At 40.4% G+C, this 19,031-nt stretch carries 20 protein-coding genes; 11 read left to right on the top strand and 9 right to left on the bottom strand.

What is annotated here, in order from left to right:
• Window positions 1-71: 71 nt before the first annotated feature.
• Window positions 72-725 carry a DUF2959 domain-containing protein gene (locus QQK00_RS16585; protein WP_284218795.1) on the bottom strand — a complete coding sequence of 218 codons (654 nt, stop codon included), beginning with the start codon at window positions 723-725 and terminating at the stop codon, window positions 72-74.
• 156 nt (window positions 726-881) lie between these two features.
• Between QQK00_RS16585 and pip the strand changes: the two genes are divergently transcribed.
• Together pip and dtd are read left to right on the top strand one after the other, a co-directional pair.
• Window positions 882-1,829 carry a prolyl aminopeptidase gene (gene pip / locus QQK00_RS16580; RefSeq protein ID WP_284218794.1) on the top strand — a complete coding sequence of 316 codons (948 nt, stop codon included), beginning with the start codon at window positions 882-884 and terminating at the stop codon, window positions 1,827-1,829.
• The gene (gene dtd, locus QQK00_RS16575) at window positions 1,826-2,263 is read left to right on the top strand and encodes a D-aminoacyl-tRNA deacylase (protein ID WP_284218793.1); all 438 of its coding nucleotides are present in this window, start codon (window positions 1,826-1,828) and stop codon (window positions 2,261-2,263) included. The genes pip and dtd overlap by 4 nt, the downstream gene beginning before the upstream one ends.
• A gap of 17 nt (window positions 2,264-2,280) precedes the next feature.
• Here dtd and QQK00_RS16570 read toward each other — a convergent pair whose 3' ends face one another.
• Window positions 2,281-3,414 (bottom strand): energy transducer TonB, encoded by a 1,134-nt coding sequence (locus QQK00_RS16570; protein WP_284218792.1) that lies wholly within the window; start codon window positions 3,412-3,414, stop codon window positions 2,281-2,283.
• A gap of 186 nt (window positions 3,415-3,600) precedes the next feature.
• On the opposite strand from QQK00_RS16570, the gene QQK00_RS16565 reads away from it, so the two are divergent.
• Complete coding sequence (locus tag QQK00_RS16565) at window positions 3,601-4,506, top strand: bifunctional GNAT family N-acetyltransferase/hotdog fold thioesterase (protein WP_284218791.1); 906 nt, start codon at window positions 3,601-3,603, stop codon at window positions 4,504-4,506.
• Between the two features lie 103 nt (window positions 4,507-4,609).
• On the opposite strand, the gene rpoH is transcribed toward QQK00_RS16565, so the two are convergent.
• Window positions 4,610-5,461 (bottom strand): RNA polymerase sigma factor RpoH, encoded by an 852-nt coding sequence (gene rpoH / locus QQK00_RS16560; RefSeq protein WP_284218790.1) that lies wholly within the window; start codon window positions 5,459-5,461, stop codon window positions 4,610-4,612.
• 237 nt (window positions 5,462-5,698) lie between these two features.
• Here rpoH and QQK00_RS16555 point away from each other — a divergent pair, with 237 nt between their 5' ends.
• On the top strand, window positions 5,699-6,928 hold the full coding sequence (locus QQK00_RS16555) for an EAL and HDOD domain-containing protein (protein ID WP_284218789.1): 1,230 nt from the start codon (window positions 5,699-5,701) through the stop codon (window positions 6,926-6,928).
• A 34-nt stretch (window positions 6,929-6,962) separates the two neighbouring features.
• A complete protein-coding gene (locus tag QQK00_RS16550; protein ID WP_284218788.1) occupies window positions 6,963-8,189 on the top strand; it encodes an EAL and HDOD domain-containing protein in 1,227 nt (408 codons plus the stop codon).
• A 2-nt stretch (window positions 8,190-8,191) separates the two neighbouring features.
• On the opposite strand, the gene ftsX is transcribed toward QQK00_RS16550, so the two are convergent.
• Genes ftsX through ftsY form a run of 3 tightly spaced genes read right to left on the bottom strand, consistent with a single transcriptional unit; the run spans window position 8,192 to window position 11,183 of the window.
• Window positions 8,192-9,172: a permease-like cell division protein FtsX gene (gene ftsX / locus QQK00_RS16545; RefSeq protein ID WP_284218787.1), complete on the bottom strand. Its 981-nt coding sequence runs from the start codon at window positions 9,170-9,172 to the stop codon at window positions 8,192-8,194.
• Window positions 9,172-9,858, bottom strand: coding sequence for a cell division ATP-binding protein FtsE (ftsE, locus tag QQK00_RS16540; RefSeq protein WP_284218786.1), 687 nt, complete (start codon window positions 9,856-9,858; stop codon window positions 9,172-9,174). Before ftsE ends, ftsX begins: the two co-directional genes overlap by 1 nt.
• 53 nt (window positions 9,859-9,911) lie before the next feature.
• Complete coding sequence (gene ftsY, locus QQK00_RS16535; RefSeq protein WP_284218785.1) at window positions 9,912-11,183, bottom strand: signal recognition particle-docking protein FtsY; 1,272 nt, start codon at window positions 11,181-11,183, stop codon at window positions 9,912-9,914.
• Window positions 11,184-11,306: 123 nt separating this feature from the next.
• Here ftsY and rsmD point away from each other — a divergent pair, with 123 nt between their 5' ends.
• Window positions 11,307-11,924 (top strand): 16S rRNA (guanine(966)-N(2))-methyltransferase RsmD, encoded by a 618-nt coding sequence (gene rsmD, locus QQK00_RS16530; protein ID WP_284218784.1) that lies wholly within the window; start codon window positions 11,307-11,309, stop codon window positions 11,922-11,924.
• Between the two features lie 45 nt (window positions 11,925-11,969).
• Here the strand turns inward: rsmD and QQK00_RS16525 are convergent, their stop codons facing one another.
• Window positions 11,970-12,563 carry a DUF416 family protein gene (locus tag QQK00_RS16525; protein WP_284218783.1) on the bottom strand — a complete coding sequence of 198 codons (594 nt, stop codon included), beginning with the start codon at window positions 12,561-12,563 and terminating at the stop codon, window positions 11,970-11,972.
• Complete coding sequence (locus QQK00_RS16520) at window positions 12,563-13,168, bottom strand: YhgN family NAAT transporter (protein WP_284218782.1); 606 nt, start codon at window positions 13,166-13,168, stop codon at window positions 12,563-12,565. The genes QQK00_RS16525 and QQK00_RS16520 overlap by 1 nt, the downstream gene beginning before the upstream one ends.
• A 103-nt stretch (window positions 13,169-13,271) precedes the next feature.
• Between QQK00_RS16520 and QQK00_RS16515 the strand changes: the two genes are divergently transcribed.
• Window positions 13,272-13,454 (top strand): helix-turn-helix domain-containing protein, encoded by a 183-nt coding sequence (locus QQK00_RS16515; RefSeq protein WP_284218781.1) that lies wholly within the window; start codon window positions 13,272-13,274, stop codon window positions 13,452-13,454.
• A 106-nt stretch (window positions 13,455-13,560) separates the two neighbouring features.
• Here the strand turns inward: QQK00_RS16515 and pepB are convergent, their stop codons facing one another.
• Complete coding sequence (gene pepB / locus QQK00_RS16510) at window positions 13,561-14,859, bottom strand: aminopeptidase PepB (protein ID WP_284218780.1); 1,299 nt, start codon at window positions 14,857-14,859, stop codon at window positions 13,561-13,563.
• Between the two features lie 747 nt (window positions 14,860-15,606).
• Between pepB and dksA the strand changes: the two genes are divergently transcribed.
• The 4 genes from dksA to folK all read left to right on the top strand — a co-directional run bounded on the left by dksA (window position 15,607) and on the right by folK (window position 18,944).
• A complete protein-coding gene (gene dksA / locus QQK00_RS16505) occupies window positions 15,607-16,053 on the top strand; it encodes an RNA polymerase-binding protein DksA (protein WP_284218779.1) in 447 nt (148 codons plus the stop codon).
• A 48-nt stretch (window positions 16,054-16,101) separates the two neighbouring features.
• Window positions 16,102-17,040 carry a tRNA glutamyl-Q(34) synthetase GluQRS gene (gluQRS, locus tag QQK00_RS16500; RefSeq protein WP_284218778.1) on the top strand — a complete coding sequence of 313 codons (939 nt, stop codon included), beginning with the start codon at window positions 16,102-16,104 and terminating at the stop codon, window positions 17,038-17,040.
• A 103-nt stretch (window positions 17,041-17,143) separates the two neighbouring features.
• Window positions 17,144-18,436: a polynucleotide adenylyltransferase PcnB gene (gene pcnB, locus QQK00_RS16495; RefSeq protein ID WP_431307754.1), complete on the top strand. Its 1,293-nt coding sequence runs from the start codon at window positions 17,144-17,146 to the stop codon at window positions 18,434-18,436.
• The gene (gene folK, locus QQK00_RS16490; RefSeq protein ID WP_284218776.1) at window positions 18,426-18,944 is read left to right on the top strand and encodes a 2-amino-4-hydroxy-6-hydroxymethyldihydropteridine diphosphokinase; all 519 of its coding nucleotides are present in this window, start codon (window positions 18,426-18,428) and stop codon (window positions 18,942-18,944) included. Before pcnB ends, folK begins: the two co-directional genes overlap by 11 nt.
• The last annotated feature ends 87 nt before the right edge of the window (window positions 18,945-19,031 follow it).

The raw sequence follows: 19,031 nt of genomic DNA, 5'->3' as shown, positions 1-19,031 counted from the left end.
GCCGATGGGTAAGGGCTAGCTTGTGCTTGCTGCCTATACCCGTATCGGCGTATACAGATGCCTATGCAATGTTAACTCTTAATAGTCGCAATAAATTCATCCGACTGTTTGATTGCGGCCGACATCTCAGCAATCAGATCCTTTACATCTTTTTGAATAGTATTGAGCTCGCCTTTTAGTGCACCCACGGCATTCGCGTTTAAGTTATGTTTTAAATACAACACATTGTCTTGTAATGCAGAGAGAACAGGTGCCATACTGGCTTCAACTTTGCGCATAGAGCGTACTAATGACTCATAGTTACGCTTAGTTGAGCTTAACTTCTTTTGGCTATCTCTGCGCAGGTTCTGATTAGTGATCTGCTCTAATTCACTCTCCCATTCACGAAAAAGTGAACCCGCAACCGATTCAACTTTATCAATACGATTACTTACATCTTCTGCTGTGCTTTTACTTGCCTCAAATTGATCATTCAGGTTGTTATAAACATCTTCTAATTCGCCACCATCAAAATTTATTAATGCACTGAATTCTTCCAAGGCGCTCGAAAATTGTTGTTGTGCCTCTTGTTGTGTTTCTTGAGCGTCTTCAACGCGATCCACTAGAATATCGCGTTTTTCAACGCCCAGTTTTTCCCACATATTAAAATAGGTGTCTTGAATAGTTGAAGTACAACCAGACAATGCAAGTAGCAAAAAGCTAATAATTACGGTGGATTTACGCATATCTTGTGTCCTTTGAATAAGGTAAAACTGATGAATAAATGAACATCATTTGAGTTCTGCTCATTTTTCTTGTTAATCTGGTGACTATTATGCATCAACGCACATGAATAGACACTTTTTTAAAATGATGCACGGCCTTAAAAGTATAGGAAAATAATGACATTTAAGTCGTTTAAGCACAAGGTATCAAACAACCATCAACTCCATGTAGAACTCGCGGGCAATCCCAATGGTATTCCAGTGTTATTTATCCACGGTGGCCCCGGTGCTGGGATAAACGGTTCTTATCAATGGCCTTTTGACTTAGATACATATTTTGTTATTGCCTATGACCAACGAGGTTGTGGCCAGTCTCAACCCTTTGCTGATATTAAACACAACTCGTCACAAGCCTTGATCGCCGACATTGAATCTATCAGGCAATATTTAAAAATAGAAAGATGGGCGCTGTTTGGCGGTTCTTGGGGAGCGACACTTGCACTATTGTATGCAATAGAGCATCCAGACAGAACTAGCCATATAGTGCTTCGAGGGACATTCTTAGGTCGAGAAGAAGATTACGCTTGGTTTTTGTCACCAACCGGCGCCGCTGCTCAAGTTTTTCCAAAAGAATATGCAAACTTTGTAAAAGGCGTCGATTGTAAAGATAGTTGGCAGTGCATAGCCGACAGTTTTTATGCCCGAATGCAATCAAGCGATCCAAATATAAGCCAGTTGGCCTGTGAGCAATGGTTCTCATGGGAGGTGGCAATATCTAAATTGGTCCCAGATAAAAAGACATCACCAAATCAGATTGCTTCCAATTTGCAGATGAAAAGCCTAGCGTTGCTAGAGTGTCATTACATACACAATAGATGTTTTATTGAAGAAAATCACGTCATTAACAACGCGTATAAAATTACGCACATTCCAATTTTCATTATTCATGGGCGCTATGATTTGGTCTGTAAGGTCGACGCCTCGATTAAATTGCATGAGCATCTACACAACTCAACACTGAGTATTATTGATAGCGCGGGTCATAGCGCGCAAGAAATCGGTATTAAGAAGAGCTTGCTTCGAACAATGAAGCACATTGCAAAAAATATAAGTACAACTCAATGATAGGCTTAATTCAGCGAGTCAAGCAAGCAAGTGTCGTTGTAGACGAACATTGCGTCGGCAGTATTAATGCCGGTTTATTGCTGTTTCTCGGCGTTGAAAAAACAGATAGCAATGTGCAAGTAGAGAAGCTAGCAAAGAAAGTCCTAAGCTATCGTGTATTTTCTGATGACGCGGGAAAAATGAACCTAAGCTTGAAAGATGTAGGCGGCGAACTGTTAGTAGTGTCACAATTTACCTTGGTAGCTCAAACCAATAAAGGGAATCGCCCTGGCTTCTCGGAAGGCGCCTCTCCAGAGCATGGAGAAGCGATATATAACGCGTTCATAAAACATGTAAATGACCACTACATGCAATGCGCATCAGGTATATTTGGCGCTGACATGCAAGTAAACTTACTCAACGACGGCCCCGTTACCTTTCATTTTAAGGTGTAACAGATAAGATATAAAACTTAAACCTTGCTGACCTCAACCAACTTAAATTCCGTTCCCTCTTTGCCCTCTATAAGTACTTGGCAATCGCCCCAGGATTCTGGTATTGACCAAATATGATCCGTCGCTACCGTGAATTTTTCTCTGTGGCTATCACACCTAACTTCTACTGCATCTAATTTTCCGTTGATATCTGAAAAACCAAACTTGCTCCTTGCTAGATAATAAAAGTCACGACCAGATTCCGAAAGTGTTCGGTTTACAACGATATTATCCTCAGACGCTATAAAGTCCTCAACTTTCTGAATGTAAGGGAGCAGTGGCGCGATGATATCATCGCCATTCTCAAGCGTTTTGATTTGCCTACTCGTATAAAGTACAGTAGAAAACTCATTAAACTCCAAATGTAACGCAAATTTTCTTCGATATAATGAGGCAAGGTAGTCATCCTTAAATGTTTTATATTCGTCCTCATGAGTTTTGCTGCTGGCTAGCGCCTTATCAATACTATTAAGTTCTCTGCGTAAATCACCTGTTTCCGTCGCTATCGACGCATCCAATGCCCATAGCCATGCATTTTCGTAGCGATTACCGCCGCTTTTTTCCTTCATTCTCTTTACAATTTTTTCTGCTTTAGCCAAGTCCCCTTCATCCATCGCTTGACTCGCTTTTCTATACATAACAATAAATTTTCTACTCGCACCATGTTGGCCGAGTAAAGAAAAATCGATTTGAATGGAGTGATGGCATTGCTCTACCGCTTTACCATTTTTTATTGCGGGAGTATATTGCCATTCTTTAATAGCACTCATTGCCGCCTTTTTAAATCTTGAGCTCCCTCCATTGTCGACCACCACAGGATCTTTAACCTTGCCTTCGGTGTCTATGACATAACTAATTTTCACCCAACCTTCTTTGCCGTCTCTTGCCGCTAAGCTTGGGTATCTAGGATCTTTTCGTTGTAGCACCTTTGCAGGAGTAAAAGCCGTGATACTTTGCACGGTTTCTGGACTGGTTTTAGCGAGTGCTTTTTCTGTTAGCTCGTCGCAAGGCAGTTTCTTTTCTTGCGCTTGCCCAATAGCTTGTTGCGTACTAACGGCTAGTAGTGTTGCACAACACAGTACACTCAATGAAGTTTGAATAAATAAATGCATGAGACATAATTCCTTTTTTGTCTTTAAATGAAGTAAATAACGCGGTAAGTGTACAAAATCCGATAGAAAGGTCAATAACCTTTGTAGGTAGACGTCGGTGCAAAAGATTGAAACAAAGTGCAGTGTGCACTTTTGTAAATTTAGCTATACAATGATTGTCTTGCTAGTAATTCAATGGATTAACGCTTGCTGATCGTTCACGAACCAAAAACAGAAGCGGAAATCGCTGACTATTTTAGTTTTCGCTGGTTATTGTTAAGGAAACCTTGGAATTATCCCGAAGGTTCTGAAAAAGATGAGTACGAAAGCGTCAGTGAACACCGAATAGTTAAAGACCACAAGGGAGATATTCTTGCCTGTGGACGAGTTCACCTTAACACGCCTGAAGAAGCCCAAATACGCTATATTGCGGTAAGTGATGTACATCGCCGTAAAGGTGTCGGGCACTTACTGATGGAGGCGCTAGAGTCTGTAGCACGAGAATTGGGCGCAGAACGGGCTGTAACCAATTCGCGCGAAGCGTCTATCCCTTTTTTTGAAAGTTGCGGGTTTGAAATAATTGATGATGCACCAAATGAGCTTGGAAAGCTTAAACGCAAACAAATGCGTAAAACGCTCACCGATAAACACGCATTAATTCTTCATCCGAAATGGTGCAAAGAGCTTCAACTGACTTGGCATGAACGCATTCCAATCAGCGAACACATGGGAATAAAGCTGCATCAATATACAGAGCGCACAATTGAAACAAGGGCATCATTAAATAAAAATATTAATCTGCACGGCAGTATGTTTGCTGGCAGTATTTATTCTCTCGCGACGCTCACAGGCTGGGGAATGATATTTTTACAACTCAAGCAAAAAGGACTGAGTGGTGAAATTGTCCTTGGCGACGCATCTATTCACTATCACAAGCCGATTACTATGCGTCCCAGAGCACTATGCAACATTGAAAGTGTGCAAACAAAATTTCAAATTTTAGAAAAGAAAAAGAAATGCCCAGTATCTCTAAAAGTAGAAATTTTAGATAACGAACAATCGGTCGCCGAATTCTCTGGGCAGTATTGGGTACTCCCTGAAAAAGTTGGGTAGCCTTTTAAAGGCAAATTAGTTAAGCAAAAAAGAAGACTTGTTCATAAAGTTTCAGGTACAAAAAAAGCAGCGATTACGCTGCTTTTAAACTATATAGTAAACACTATATCATAGCGGACTGTAGCTTTTTCATCGCATTCTTTTCAATTTGACGAACACGTTCGGCAGACACTTGATATTCATCAGCAAGATCTTGCAGGGTTGCTTTTTGATCGGCCAACCAACGCGTTTCAATGATGTGTTGACTGCGATCATCTAAGGTTTTAAGTGCCGCATACAAACGCTTAGTTGCCGCAGTATCCCAATCATTATTAATAACGGTTGTTTCTACATCTGGTGATTTATCTTCCAGATACTGAGCAGGGCTAAACGTTGAAGACTCATCATCATCGTTAGACAAATCAAACGCTTGATCTTGACTGCTCATACGAGACTCCATTTGGAGTACTTCTTTTGTACTAACGCCTAAATCTTCTGCTACTTTTTGCACTTCTTCGTGTGTAAACCAACCCAAACGTTTTTTAGCTTTGCGTAAGTTAAAGAAAAGTTTACGTTGCGCTTTGGTCGTCGCAACTTTAACAATTCGCCAGTTCTTTAACACATACTCATGAATTTCAGCTTTTATCCAATGCACAGCAAATGACACCAACCTAACACCCACTGTAGGGTCGAAGCGTTTAACTGCTTTCATTAAGCCAATATTACCTTCCTGAATTAAATCAGCTTGCGGTAGGCCGTAGCCTGAATATGATTTAGCAATATGTACGACAAAACGAAGATGAGACATTACTAATTTACGTGCCGATTCTAAATCGCCATCTGCTTGTAAGCGCTCGCCCAAGCCTTTTTCTTCTTCTGCTGTTAACATGTCAATACTAGACACCGCCTGAATATAGCTTTCTAGGCTACCGCTAGCGGGGACTGTAAGAGCAAAAGATTGCATGTTTTCTTTCATTGTTACTCCAGTTCACTGACTCTTTAGCATGACTGAGTGATTAGACCTATGGATATTAAGAATTCTTTCATAACATCGGACATGTAAATATAAGGATTAATAAAAAAAACACAAGCATCATTACTAAAGTTTATATAACTTTTTGCTGATAATTAAAATTAATACAAATACCCAAATTGACGATAAAGCTATACGTTCGCTCAGCAAATGGATTGCATTCTCAACAGGAAACAATAAATGATTGCACATATTGCACGACAAGCTATTTATAATGCTGACAAAAATGTCGTGGCTTACGAGTTGCTTTTTCGTGATGGCAAACAAAATTGTTTCCCTGATATCTCCCCTGACGAAGCCACTAGTAATATGTTGGCCAATAGCCATCTGAGTATTGGCTTAGAAAATATCACATCGAACAAAATAGCATTTATTAATTTTCATCAAGATACGCTAATTCATCGTTTTCCGACTACGCTTGACCGTAAAAAGACGGTTATCGAAATTGTCGAAACGATTGAAGTGACGCAAGCGCTAGTTGACGCATGCAAGCATGTAAAAAGCTTAGGATACACACTTGCACTAGACGATTTCGATTTTTCAGACAAATGGGACACGCTAATCCCATTGGTTACATACATTAAGATTGAAGCCGAATTCTTACACACTGAAAACCCCATCGTCACAAATAAAATTGCTGAATTTAAAAAACTTGGTATCAAGTTGGTTGCCGAAAAAGTTGAAACGAATGAAGAGTTTGAACAATTCAAATCCATGGGATTTACCGTGTTCCAAGGCTACTTTTTGTCTAAACCAGAAATGATTCAACACAAAAATCTTGGTGCGTCGGCATCTTCAGTAATGGAATTAGTAGGCATAAGCTCAAGAGCAGACTTTGACTTTGACTCGTTAAATAAGGTGTTTGAAAAAGATGTCGGTTTAACATTCAAATTAATGCGATTCATTAATAACCCAACATTCAACAAGCGAGAAAAAATAGCATCTTTAGAGCATGCGCTAAAATACTTAGGCAGCTTAGAATTGAAAAAATTTATTGCATTGTTGGCAATAGCTAACCTCAAAGGAAGTAAACCCATTGATTTACTGGTAATGAGCTTAGTAAGAGGGCATTTTTGTAAATTGCAGGCAGAACTAATGCAAATGAATCAGAATCCACCGAGCAGTTTCATTATGGGACTGTTTTCGTTAGTTGACGCGCTAATTGACATACCAATGCAAAAAATAACGCAATCGTTGCCGTTTTCAGATGAGGTAAAACAAGCGCTTTGCTCCCAAGATGCTAATACACTCTACGGTGCTCAATTAAAAATGTGCATTGCTTTTGAAAAAGCAGACTTTGCGACCATAACTCAACTTAGCAAACAACTAAAAATTGAAGAAACATCACTTTACAGCGCCTATTATGAAGCAATGGAATGGGCAGAAGAAATGAAAAAATGTGCCAGCTAATGATGACAGTATTTCAAGGAAAAAGAGACTAACTATGATTGTTTTTGCTCGCGAACCAATTTTTACCGAAAAAGGTAGAGTTTTCGCCTACCAATTGACATTTAGAGATGGCATCGACAGCGCGTTTGCCAAAACGATTACTGAGCAAACGATTGAACAAAGTGAAAATTCTGGTGTTGCGTGGACAGAGTTGCTCGAAGGCTACCTAAGCATCATTAGCCTTTCTTTCACTCAATTAATGAACGACATTCCTGAAGATCTATCGCCGGCAGATACGCTATTTGAAATAGACTGCATTGAAGAAAATAATGAAGACGTACTGACGCGTATATCTGAGTTAAAAGCACTCGGTTTTCGCTTTGTTTGCAGCGAAAAGAAGTTTGTAAATAAGCTGACCTTAAAATACGTTGATTACGTGAAAGTGAGTATGAATCGCGTAGCACCAATGGATGTTAAAAAGTTACGTCAGCAAACAATAAACAACAACCTAAAAATCATCGTGACAGATGTTCAAACCCATGAAAACTTTGAACGCTGTAAGCCTCATGAGTTTGATTACTATCAAGGATTCTTTTTCTTATCACGAAAAGAAGAGCCAACGAAAGATTTACCCGCAAGTCATATTGCCATGTTGGACCTTATTTCACAGTTAGCAAAATCTGAATTAGATATCCCAAAAATAAACGCAATTTTTGAACACGATGCAACGCTGTCTTATCTACTATTTAGATTCATTAACAATCCAATGGTGAACAAGTCGCATCAAATTAACTCGATCAAACATGCAATAAATTACCTTGGTGAAGTCATGCTTAGAAAGTTTGTTGCAATAGTGTCGTTAACCCACATAAATACCGGCAATACTACTGAGTTATTACACGTGTCGTTAATAAGAGCACGTTTTTGTGAACTCCTTACGCAACATAACGGTGGCAAAAAAGCGAGTGTAAGCGGCTTTTTAACCGGTTTGTTTTCTCTTATTGATGTAATACTAGACAGAGACATTAACGAGCTGATGCAGAAAGTAACACTTGCACCTGAAATTGAAACCGCGCTAGTCGATAAGAAAGGCGCTTTACATGATATGGTGCGATTGTGCATAGGGTTTGAATCAGCGCATTGGGACACTACATTTAAAGCCGCTGGCGAGTTATCATTGTCAACAAATGAAGCTAATCAATACTTTCAGTCTGCGATAAAGTGGGCAAATAGCTTTTCTATCCCAGTATCAAAAGACTACCCAGTGACTAAAGTTCGCTAAACTTACTGAGGTTCGATGTCTCTTACATGACGTCGAACAGAAAGAAATGACCCCATTAGACCTAGACCAACGGATATTAGTAGCATAACGCCAATTGCACCAAAATCCATGCCGGTAATGTCTAAATTAAGATTGTATAGCGCCAGCGTGTCTTGCATATTCCAATCTATCCAAAAAAGTACAATACTAATGGTCAGCCAAGCAAAAACCCCACCAATAAACCCAAACCAAAATCCGGTATACATGAAGGGACGATGAATAAAGGCATCCGTCGCCCCGACTAATTTCATCACCAAAATTTCATCTTTTTTATTCATGATGTTTAAGCGAATCGTATTGCCGATAATTAACACCACAGCAAAGAACAATAACAACGCCAAGAGGAATACAAGCTCTTTAGCAACATCAAGAATTGCGTATAAACGCTCCAACCACTCTATATCTAGTTTACCCAATTCTACTTCTCGCTCTTGTCGCAGTTTATCGAGCAATAAACTTGCAGCAGTTGGCGTGGCGTGTCGAGAGGTCGGTACGACTAAAAGGACCGCAGGTAAGGGGTTTTCTTCTAAATAACCTATGGCGTCTCCGAGGCCTGAGAGCTGTTCAAATTCTTCCAGTGCTTTATCTGCAGGTAAGTAACTAATACTCTCTACCTCAGACCACACCGAAAGTCGTTTAACAAGCTGTTTGGCATTAGCATCGGATATATCACTTCGAAGAAATAAGGAAATTTCTGAGGCTTGTTGCCATTGTTCACTTATTTGCTCAGTATTTTTAACGACAATATATAAGGTACCAGGTAACGTAAGACTGAAGCCAAGTACTCCGATGGTCATCAATGACGCAAAAGGTGTACGATATAACTCGCCAAGGCTGTACAAAGACTGACGTAAATGATCAACAAAGAACATAACAAAAAGTTGAATACGGCTTATACCTTGCTGTTTTGCCCCGTGTTGCCTGCCTTTAAACAAAATGCTCATTAAGACACGCCTTCGTCATTTTGTTCAAGGCCGTCTGTAATCATTTTACCTTGCTTAAGCGTAAGCGTTCGATACTTCATTCGCGCAATCAAACCCAAATCATGGGTCGCAATTAACACCGAGACACCCGCCTGATTAAAATCCTCAAATAACCGGATGATCTCCATCGATAGCTTCGGATCTAGGTTGCCTGTCGGCTCATCTGCCAATAACAACGGCGGTCTATTAACCACCGCTCGCGCAATACCCACGCGTTGTTGTTCGCCACCCGACAACATTACCGGCGAATGTTTGGCTTTTGTTTTCAAGCCAACCATATCCAGCGCCGCCATAACTCGGCTTGCAATATTTTTACGCGAATGGCCTTCTATAACCAATGGTAATGCAACATTGTCAAAGACAGAACGGTCCATTAGCAATTGATGGCTTTGAAAAATCATGCCGATGTCGCGACGAATATAGGCAATTTGATTGCGGGAGATGTTATTTAAATTATGACCGTTAATTAATACGTTGCCCACGGTTGGTCGTTCCATGATGCTAATTAACTTTAAAAGCGTACTTTTACCCGCGCCAGAGTGGCCAGTCAGAAAGGCCATTTCACCCGGCTCCAAGTGAAAGTCCACTTTAGACAAGGCTTGCTGACCACCTGAGTAAGTTTTGCTGACTTGTTCAAACTTAATCATTCGCGAGTATACTTATTATTTTAATAATTAAAGCTAATGCTAATCTAGCACGCTTAGTCAAAAAGCGCTTCTACAAAATCATCAGCGTCAAACGGTCGAAGATCATCAATGCCTTCGCCAATACCGATGTATCGCACTGGTATAGAGAATTCATCCGCCAGCGCAAAGATAACACCGCCTTTGGCAGTACCATCTAGTTTAGTAACATTAATACCAGTAACACCGACGGCTTCATTAAATATCTTTGTTTGGCTAACCGCATTTTGACCAGTACTAGCGTCTAAAGTCAGCATGATTTCGTGCGGCGCATCAGGCATTTGTTTCTTCATCACCCGCACAACTTTTTTCAACTCTTCGATGAGGTTATCTTTATTTTGTAAACGACCCGCGGTATCTGCAATCAATACGTCTATATTCTTCGCTTTAGCGGATGCCACAGCATCAAAAATCACGGATGCGCTATCAGCCCCAGTAAACTGCGATACAACGGGTATATCATTGCGCTCTCCCCACACTTCAAGTTGCTCCACTGCCGCTGCTCTGAAAGTATCCCCAGCGGCTAACATGACAGATTTACCTTCTTGCTGGAACTGTTTAGCTAACTTACCAATAGTAGTGGTTTTACCCACACCATTTACCCCAACCATTAAGATAACAAACGGGCACTTTTGACCATTTTCATCAAGCACGTTTAAGTCTAGCGGTATATTCACGGGTTTAATAATGCTCGACAACTGTTGTTTCAATAGGCTGGCAAGGGCATCGCCGTCCTTTAATTGAGATATCTTGGCTTCTTGCGTTAAATTACCAATAAGCTTTTGCGTAGTCTTCATGCCAACATCGGCGATCAGGAGCTGTGTTTCAAGCTCCTCATAAAGATCGTCATCAATGGTTTTACCTTTTAACAAAGCAACAAAACCGCTACCAATGTTCTCGCGAGTTTTAGATAAGCGCTCTTTTAAACGAGAGAAAAACCCCGCCTTTTTTGCTGCATTGTTGGGCAAGTCATTCTCTGTATTCGCGTCAGTATCCGCAGGTTCAGATATATTACCAGTCTCACCTGCATCAGAGCGCTCATCGGCTATATCTGCGCCTGTGTCCGCGAGATGTTTTTCTGGACTTGGCGCTGTTGTCTCACTTTCTACGCTTGTGTTTGCGCTTTTATCTTTTGCAATTTCAGCTGAGCGATTGTTTGCATCGTGCGTACCCTTCTCGTTGTCACCCGTCGCAATATCTGAGTTAGTTTGTTCAATGATTTCCGATTTAGGGGATTGGGGGGTGTCTGATTTTTTTGATTCAGAATCTTTTTTAAACCAACTAAACAAGATGAATCCTCTGAGGTTTGTTGGGCACTAAAAACAAAAGGCCGTAAGCCTTGGGTAAGCCCTAGTTAAAATTTACTGATTTATATACACTAGCCCACAATAATAGCACTTCAACGATAAAAGATGCCATCAAATACTAGACGCAAAAAACATTCTGTTCCAAAAACCTCAGCAAAAAAGCAAGGCGCATTAGGCAGTGTTCGTATTATTGCAGGTAAACATCGTGGCAGAAAATTGCTTGTGCGCGATGCGGAAGGCTTAAGGCCAACGACAGACAGGATGAAAGAAACACTGTTTAATTGGCTTATCGGCGAAGTGGTTGGCACAAAAGTACTCGATTTGTACGCAGGTTCAGGCAGTTTAGGTTTTGAATCACTGTCTAGAGGTGCTGCTGAAGTCACATTCTTTGAACTAGACAAAAATAACTATCATTTGATACAAGAAAATGCCAAGCAATTGGATGCTGAACAAGAGGTCAAAATACATCATGGAGATAGTTTTGAGTTGTTAAAAAAACAAAACACTCAGTTTGAGCTAGTTTTTGTCGATCCTCCCTTCAACAAAAACTTACTCAAAAGCAGTCTAAACGCACTGATTGAAGAAAATTCACTGACCGATGGCGCCAAGATTTATATTGAGCATGAAGCCAATTTACGCCTAGATTTACCCAATTGTTTTGAAATAGATAAGCAAAAAAAGACGAAATCTCTGCACACCGCGTTATTGGTTTTTCACCAGTAACAATTATATTTGCCTATTCATTTAGCAATAAAAGCGGCTCATTTGTCAGGACAAACCGGCACCAAGACCAAGATTACTCATATCTTGCTCGACAATAAATTCACGTAGTTCCTTAATATCTTCATTGCTGATATTTCCTTCCTCAACAAATGCCAAGAAAGATCCCAAAATGTCTAATTCATAGTTAAAAATCGGAGTCTCTTTTAGCGATTGTATACTCAGCTCCTCAGTACCAGTAATACGCAAAAACCGTTCTATATCGCCTTGACTCAGTTTGGCAACAACAACCGCAGGACTATCCTCTTCCTTCTGCGTTGCATATATACATGCACTCATTGCCATGCAACAATCAACTACTGAGTATGCTGCAATATTGTCCTCAGCTTCAGGGTCCGGAATAAACGTTTCAAGCTTATCCAACAATGACTCAGCATTTAATTTCTTACGTTTTTTTGCACAAATATCCCACAAACCGTCCATAATTTTGTCGATATGTTTAATAGCGTCTTGGTTATCTGATGAGGTATAAAACAAATGTGCATTGACCACCATACGTTGAGTAAGCGCAGTCGCAATAAGTAAACTGCTATTACCGTCTAAATTTCTCAATTTACCGAATGTATTGAGTTTTGATGACATCAAATTATTGTTCCTATATGTTTAACGTATGCACTTATCCCGTTTAGTAACATCTGAATTGCGATCATTATGAGTATCATCCCCATTAAACGTTCAATCGCTCGCAAGCCTTTTTCGCCAAGCAATTTGTGTACCTTATTTGAAAGTAATAATATTGACGCACTGATCACCCACGCGATTGATAACGCGATGCTCCAATGAAGCATCTTATCCGGAGACTGATTTGCCAGTAATATCAATGCGGCCATCGTTGACGGGCCTGCAATCATGGGGACTGCAAGCGGCACGATGAGCGGCTCTTCACCATCGGGGAGATTCATAATGCCGCCTGACGAAGGAAAAATCATCTTAATCGCGATGACAAACAAAATAATTCCACCAGCAATGCTGACAGTTTCCTGCTCAACCTGCAAGAATTCAAGTAAGCCCTGCCCTATAAACAAAAATATAAAAAGAATAGTAAGCGCAATAAGAAGCTCACGAATTACGACAACTTTCCGCCGTTTTGGCTCAATATGCTTGAGCACTGACATAAATATAGGTAAATTCCCAAGGGGATCCATTATAAGCAAAAGCATTATTGCCGCGGCCCAAATATCTTGCATAACACGCCTTTTTTTAGACTAATATTTAAATTTTTTGCTAATTATTTAGCGTTGACGGTCGTTATATTGTTTACCAAGTTAAATTTATTAAAGGTAATTTTATATGGCGCTTATGAGTGTAACAGAAGTCGCTGAATATTTGTCTATTCAGGAAGTTAGAGTCCAAAGACTAGAACGTGAAAGCCTTCTAATGTCAAAAGAAAATGACGAAAATGGTAACCCCATGTTTGCAAGAGAAGACGTTGAAAAATACAAAGAATTAGCCGAGCGCTTAGGCGGTATTTAATACACCGCCTTTCGGAACTACCTGCTGGCGCTAAAATGATATGGAAACGACACTAGCATCGTCATATTGAAAGCAACACTACTAGCAGGTAAGAACCTTAGAATACCTACACTAGCAATAATTCGCTAATTGCTCTTATACCTATTGCTGTGCCACCTTCAGGCATAGTATCAGTGCCATTTCGATTGTACGCAGCAGCTAAATCTATGTGTAGCCATGCATGTTTATTGTCTCCCGCAAATCGACTTAAAAATCCAGCGGCATTAGATGCCCCGCCGGCTCCACCGCCTTTTTGAGGTCGACTATTCGCCGTATCAGCAAAAGGGGATGGGCATTTATTCTGATGCGCCTCAGTCAATGGTAATCGCCAATGAGGTTCATTTGTCGCATCGCAAATATCTAAGAATTGTGAGCATAAGGTGTCATTTAACGAAAATACTGCATTATAGTCATTCCCCACGGCCATTACTGCCGCCCCCGTCAACGTAGCCGCATCAATAATCATGCTTGGCTGAGCGTCATTCGCAGCAATTAAACCATCGGCAAGCACCAAACGGCCTTCAGCATCAGTATTTACAATTTCAACGCTTACGCCATTTTTATACTGAATAATATCTCCCAGTTTATAAGCATCACCACTAATTAAGTTTTCAGCACAACATAGGAAAAGTTTTACTCGTTTTTTTAATCCTTGCATAATCGCTAAACCAAGCGCTCCTGTAACTGTCGCGGCACCTCCCATATCGCATTTCATATCTAACATGCCTTCACTGCCTTTAATACTGTAACCACCACTATCAAAGGTTATACCTTTACCAACCAAGGCAATATCCGTATGACTTGAGTCTAATGGATTATAATCCAGCGCTAGCAATACAGGCGGTCGCTCGCTGCCGCGCCCGACCTGATATATTCCGTGATAGCCAGCCTTAACTAACTCTTCGCCCACGAACGTTTTTATTGAAACATTTTTTGGCGATAAGGCTCGTAGCCAATCAATCGATTTATTTACTAGCACTTCTGGACTTAGATCTTCAGGTGTACTATTGATGAGTTCTCGAGTAAACAGTAGTGCAGCTTGATGACACTGCAACCATGATAAATCCAATTTAGTCGTGACTGGCGAAAACACTACAACTCGCTTCGCTGCAGGAGAAACAAAACTCTGCATAAACGCATATTGCTGCTCCCGCGTCCAATCACCTGCTAATTTGGCAGTAATAAGCCCTAGCCCTGTCAACTTCCTCGCCGCTCGTTGAATGGACAGGAGGTCAATCGAGTTATGTAAACCAATAAACGCCGCTTCCGCATCAAAACTCAATAGTGATGTCTCGAATGTTTTACCCGTATTATCCTTGTCGCCACGTTTTTCAGGAAACGCTAATTTAATATCTAGTGTTAACATATTGAATCGTTCACCTTATTGATTTGTATATTATGAATAAATTCCGAGTATCACATAATTAGTGAATAACTCATTCGTCGTTACAATCGACGCCGAAGGGCATCTTATCGGTGTAAACACAAACCTTGCAAACAAATTGATCAAGAATATTTTGACCACTAAACTACAAAATGCAATTGTGGGTGGAAAGCGACGATGAGTATGTACACAGAAATCCCAGGGCTTGTTGATCTTTGCTGTGCAATTTTGCAGCGGTTTGTGATTCATTTATGCAATGCAGCACGACTGTCGTGTAGTTATTCTACATAAAGGAGTGATAAAGCAGCAGAAATGAATCACATGCCCTGCCCTTCGGGTTCAACCTGAGTGCACTTGCTCTTTGTTACTTGCTTTTGACGTAGAATAACTATGCCTGCAATCAAGTGTCGCGATCAAATGCACTCAGATTGAACAAAACTTGTACAGCAAAGATCAACAAGCCCTAGTATTATTTACGGATGTCTCGACAATTGATATAAAGATATTAAATAAAATACGTATTGATCCATAAAAAAAGATTGCTTTTTCTGAAAAAATGCCCATATTACCGTCCTTGATTTTTTTTGGGTCGCAAAACCATTGCTAAACGTATAGCATTTAGAGAAAGATTAGGCTCATTTAATACTAATGGAACTGACACAACGCCAATCTATTTTAGTTAATCCACTGATATAGACAATGTCGCGTATTTGGTTAGGAGAAAGGCATATGCCATCAGATAACAATAAATCAATTGGATTGCTAGCATTAGCAAACTTATCATCGTATATAGAAAAAGACGGTGAAGAATACATGAATGATGCTCAATTAGAGCATTTCAAAACCATCCTTTTTGCATGGCGCGACCAGTTACGTAAAGAAGTAGACAGGACTGTTCACCACATGCAGGATGAAGCGGCTAATTTCCCGGATCCTGTTGACAGAGCTGCCCAAGAAGAAGAATTCAGTTTAGAACTAAGAACAAGAGATCGTGAACGTAAGCTTATTAAGAAAATAGAAAAAACGCTGAAGCGTATCGAAGAGGACGATTTTGGCTTTTGTGACTCTTGCGGCATTGAAATAGGTATCAAACGCTTAGAGGCAAGACCAACAGCTGATTTATGCATTGACTGTAAAACAATGGCAGAAATTAAAGAGAAACAGCTACAAGGCTAATTGAATGCCACTATCGGAGGGAGTTTCTAACTGCCTCCTTTATCTGCTATGGATTCAAAAAATACTTCATACTATATGCCTGAGCACCCAACAATCGGGCGCTTTGCCCCCTCATCCACCGGCCCTTTGCATTTTGGTTCATTAGTATGCGCCTTTACTAGTTTTTTAATGGCAAAAAGAAACAATGGACAGTGGTTGCTTAGGATTGAAGACATAGACCTAGAAAGATGCGATTCAACACACGCGCAATCCATTTTACACAGCCTAGAAAATCATGGGCTATATTGGGATACTGAGGTTGTATACCAAACAAACCGACAAGACATCTATGAACAATATTTGCAACGTTTAAACCAATCTGGTTTTTTATATGGCTGTGCATGTAGCCGAAAACAAATTAAAGCGCGCAGTGAATATTACGATCAATATTGCAGGTATAGACAACTCCCGCTAACGTCACATGTTGTTAGGTTTATTAATGATGGCAGTATTTCTGCATTCGCAGATGAATTAGCAGGCGAAGTATCAATCGATAGCCATTTATGCGTTGAAGATCCCGTGTTACGTAGAGCTGATGGTACTATTGCATATCATTTGGCGGCGATAGCGGATGACATAGAGCAAGGCGTCACCCAAGTAGTGAGAGGCATGGATTTACTAGATGTTACTCCTTTACACATGCAAATTTATAAAAGTTTGTCTCATTCCGTTCCGAGTTACGCGCATATGCCAGTGGCTGTGCATGCCTTGGGTAAAAAGTTTGCCAAACAATCTTATTCACCTGCCATTGACCATGCACATGCTGCAGAAAACTTGCTGACTTGCCTTGAATTTATGGGTGTAGCAGTAAATGACTTACCAGACAGTAATAATGTAAATGAAATAATTACATGGTCTATTAATGAATGGCAGCCTGCATTTATGCCAATGAAATCAGAAATTATTGTTTCTGAATCAAATGGCTTATACTCGGTAGTGAATTCATAACCCAGTGAACTTAGGTAGTCTGAACTTGGAAAATAATGCTAACTCAAATAACAATAATAACGTTGAGCAAATTGAGTATATAAAAACATTGAATGCTAAGATAATTCCGCGTAAAGAACATAATATGCGACGTTCCGATTTGTCTAAGCACGCCTTAGATGTACTGGACAGACTCGCAGACAATGGCTACCAAGCTTATGCGGTAGGCGGTTGTGTCAGAGATCGTTTAATGGGCTACCACCCGAAAGATTTTGATGTCGTCACGAATGCGACACCCGAACAAGTCAAAAATGTTTTTAGAAATTGCCGTTTGATTGGGCGTCGTTTTCGATTAGCGCATATTCATTTTGGCCGTGAAATCATCGAAGTTGCAACATACCGCGGCCACCATAAAGAACAACCACCTGATGGCGATGCAAAGAATCAAAATGCTTTATCAGCGGATAGTGGTCAAATTTTGCGCGACAATGTATTTGGCACCATTGAAGAAGACGCTGCGAGACGAGATTTTACATTCAACGCCATGTACTTTAATGCGAAAACTGAAGAAATTCTTGATTTTGCGGACGGCTTAGCCTCCATTGAACGAAAAGAAATCAAGATGATTGGTGACTTACAGACACGCTTCTCTGAAGACCCAGTTCGTATGTTACGCGCCGCAAGATTCGCCGTAAAATTGAATATGCGCATACCGGACGATATGCAGAAACAAATTCATCAAATGGGTAATTCACTTGCAAATATCCCGGCGGCGCGATTGTTTGAAGAAACAAATAAGCTATTTTTGTCTGGTTATGGTGCAAGTGCACTAGACAAATTACTAGAATTACATTTGATATTTCAACTGTTTCCTTGTTTACCGTCTACGCTACATGACAAATCGTCAAAAGAATACATGGTCATGCGGGCGATGCTGGAAAACACCGATCAGCGTTTGATAAACGAACTAAGAGTAACACCCGCTTTTTTATATGCGACATTCCTGTGGTACCCCTTAGAGGAGCTCGCAAATAAGCTACAATTTGAATCAGGTATGTCACAATACGACGCTATGAACATTGCTGGCGTAGAAACTTTGAGTCAGCAAATTAAGCGCATCATGATACCAAAAAGGTTTAGCAGTGCAATTCGAGATATTTGGTCCTTGCAATATCGCTTAGAAAAGCGGACGTCTAAACGACCATTTGTCTTATTGAACCATGCTAAGTTTAGGGCAGGGTATGATTTCTTAGTGTTACGCGGCGAAGTCGAAGGCGGAAAACAACAAGAACTAGCAGAATGGTGGCATGACTTTCAGCATGGCGATGACAGCAAACGGCGCAAGATGCTTGGTCCTGTAAAGCGCAGAAACCGACGTCCCCGAAGTAAATCAAACAAGGTGAAAGATGCTAACTGATATCGCGTATATTGGTATGGGAAGCAACTTAGAGGAGCCGAGTAAACAGCTGCTTGATGCCTTAGCAAACATACATAAACTGCCTCAAATTTGTGTACAAACGTGCTCTCATCTGTATCAGAGCCTTCCAATGGGCTCTGACGGACAACCAGATTATATAAATGCCGTCTGCAAAATAACTACATCATTTTCTCCAATTGAACTGCTTGATGCCTTGCAAAGTATAGAGAACATGCATGGAAGAGTGCGAAATTCAGATAGATGGGGACCACGAACACTCGACCTTGATATCCTGTTATTCAACCGTTTGAATATTGATGAGCCTAGATTAAAAGTGCCTCACTATGGTATGCAAGATAGAGAATTCGTTTTAGTTCCTTTATTTGAAATAGAACCGGACTTAATTATGCATGATGGGAAAAATATATCGTCATGGGTAAGTAAGTGCCAACTTGATGGACTTAGACGCATCGATATGGACATCGATGTATCAAACTTGATTGCTTGATTATCTGCAATTTTCGGTCCGATGACATTGAACATGGTGCTGTTAGATTTAACACCGTAGAACACACAAATATGACACGAGTACATG

Source organism: Agaribacter marinus (assembly GCF_030160655.1).
Classification (GTDB): Bacteria; Pseudomonadota; Gammaproteobacteria; order Enterobacterales; family Alteromonadaceae; genus Glaciecola; species Glaciecola marina.
Note: the sequence above shows the minus strand (reverse complement) of the source record. Positions and strands in the feature narration are given on the sequence as shown.